General features: G+C 69.2%; 2 protein-coding genes. Both read left to right on the forward strand.

Features of this window, described 5'->3' with window-relative positions; genetic code table 11:
• The coding region (locus Q0480_RS00925; protein ID WP_299129760.1) for a hypothetical protein at positions 1-1,976 on the forward strand (1,976 nt) is incomplete at its 5' end.
• A gap of 135 nt (positions 1,977-2,111) precedes the next feature.
• The coding region (locus tag Q0480_RS00930) for a hypothetical protein (RefSeq protein ID WP_299129761.1) at positions 2,112-2,620 on the forward strand (509 nt) is incomplete at its 3' end.

Raw genomic sequence — 2,620 nt, forward strand, 5'->3', positions numbered from 1 at the left:
CGGCGGCCCTCGCCACGACGACGGTGACCGTGCGGGCGAGCAACGCCGCCGGCACAGCCGAACGGAGCTTCGCCGTCGCGGTCGCGGCGGCGTTTCCGACCTGGAACAGCGCCCACTGGCCGTTCGTGGAACTGACGACGGCGCCCCTCGGGCGACTCCAGTTCACTATCTCGACCGCCGCCGCTCTCGATCCACTGTTCGACTATTATCTGACCACGTCGGATACCGCCACGGTGGACCAGGCCCTGGTCAATCTTTCGATTCGGGCCGGCGAGAAGGTCACGCCCGGCGCGATCATGACTCGGACGCCGAAAGCGGCCGGCACCGTGGTCTATCCGATGATCATCGCCCTCGGGAAGGCCGATGGCGCCTTCGCGCCCATTGCGACCAAGACGCCGTTCCAGATCGCGGCCATTGCTCCCCCCGCGCTGAGCGGCGTGGCGCTGCCAGATCAGACTTATGCGCAGAACAGCGGGACCCGGACCATCGGCGCCGCGGTCGGCTTTGCCGGGACGGGTCTCTCCTACGCGCTGGCCAGGGCGGTGGCCGGCGTTTCGATCGACGCGGCGACCGGCGTCGTCTCGATCACGACCGCGGCGGCCCTCGCCACGACGACGGTGACCGTGCGGGCGAGCAACGCCGCCGGCACGGCCGAGCGGAGCTTCTCCGTCGCGGTCACGGTGGCGGCGAAGACCTGGCCTGTCCTTGGCTATGTCGGCGCCGCCGCGGGCGAGGCGCGCTCCTATGCGCAGACGAACTGGGACGCCGCCAACGTCAACGGGCAAGGGAACTCGAGCTATTGCGGCTCGCCGCTCGCCGCCGCCGCCTATGCGAGCTTCGCCGGCAATACAGAGGCCGACGCCTATGTCATCGCCGGCATCAAGGGCGGTCGTGACACCTATGGCGGTCCGGCGCTTCGGGGTGGCTACTCGGCGCAGCACGACACCGGCTATCTGTGCGCGGCGGCCTGGGCGAAGCTGACCCCGCGCATCTGGGCGCAGTTCGACGGCGCCTGGCGGGCCTCGCTCGATCAGTTCATGAAATGGGCACTGGTCGCGGCTTTTGGCGCGGCGCGCGAAGACGGATCGTTCAAGGGAGACATGCTCGGGAATACGACCAACGCGAGCACCCGAGCCGGAAATCCGAATATCTCCTCCGCCCCGAGCGCCAATATCGGCGCCTGCGTGGCCTATCTCGGCGTGGCGACTGCGAAGACCTATCTCGACAGCGTCGTCGTCGCCGCCGAGGAGGTCGCGATGCGGAGCTCGCCCTGGACCAACATCGCCAAGAGCTTCTCGCTGCCGCGCCTCGCGAACGCCCCGACCCATGCCCAGATCCAGGCGGCATGCCGGCGCGGCACCCGCTTCGGCGTCGCCATCACCGATCAGCTCGGCATGTGGGAAGCCGAGGTGATACACGCCTTCTCGAAGACGATCAGCGAGGGCCACGGCGCCGGCGCTGGCATTCCGGCGACGCTCTACGCCGCCTATCCCTCCGCGGCCTGGGCGACGGGGCGCGGGCGCGTTGTCGCGGCGAATCTCGCCGCGCTCCGCGCCAACCCTGAGTTCGTGGCGATCAAGGGCAAGGTCGGCGCCATCCGCGAGATGGACAGCACCGACGCCGGCGGCCTGCGCATGTCGGCGTCCTACTCCGAGTGGACGCACCGGATGATGTGCCTCTACACGCTGATTGTCTTCACCTCGGGCACGGTCGATCCCAAGAGCGCGCGCGCCGTCGCGGTGCGGGATCGAATCAAAGCGGGTTGCACGCATATGCGGCTGATCGCCCAGTACGGCTGGCTGTCGGTGGCGCATATCGTCCAGGGCGGCCTGCCCGCATCGCCCGAGGACACCGGCCAGCACAAGAATGGTGGCGACGTTGGGGGATGGGACTTCAGTCGACAGGCCAATACGTTCGGCCTGAAATGGCATCACGAATACGGGCGGATCATCGAAGCCATCTACAATATGCCCTGATCGGGTCCGGAAGAGGAGGCGCACACGGGATTGTGTGCGCCAAAGCGCGCGCCGCGGTCTGACCCGGGGGTTTTCCGCTCCCCGAGGTCAGGCTATTGCGTTCGGGCTTCCCGAAATGTCCCGACGAGAGGTCCGGTGATCGAGAACTTCGCGCGAGCCCCGGCGCTGGTCGGCGACGGCAAGGTCGGCGCGACCCTGGCCGTGGAGATTCCGCCAGGGAGGGAAGACGTCGGGATCGCCCTGCGGTGGCGCCGTGACGGCGTCGACATCCTGGGTGCCACCGGGGTCCGCTATGTCCCCGGGCCCGAGGATGATCTGGCCGAGATCAGCTGTCTCGTCATCGCATCCGGCCCGGAGGGCGTCACCGAAGCCCTGGCCGGGCCGCTTCGGATCACCCATGTGGCGCCGCGCGCGGCCTGCGCGCTCTTCGAGGAGATCCTCGACCAGGAGTCCGGTGTCTGGACGGTCGCGGCCGGGGAGGATTTCACCGGCGCGGCGCTCCGCTTCTCGGTGAGCGGCGCCGGCGCGGCGATCGATCCGGCGACCGGTCTCGTCAGCCTGCCGACCGTGACCGCGCGCGCCGGCGAGACGGTCACGGTGACCGCGCGCAATTCCGGCGGCGTGGCGGTGAGCCGGTTCCTGGT

Source organism: uncultured Amaricoccus sp. (genome assembly GCF_937891315.1).
In the GTDB taxonomy this organism is placed as follows: Bacteria; Pseudomonadota; Alphaproteobacteria; order Rhodobacterales; family Rhodobacteraceae; genus Amaricoccus.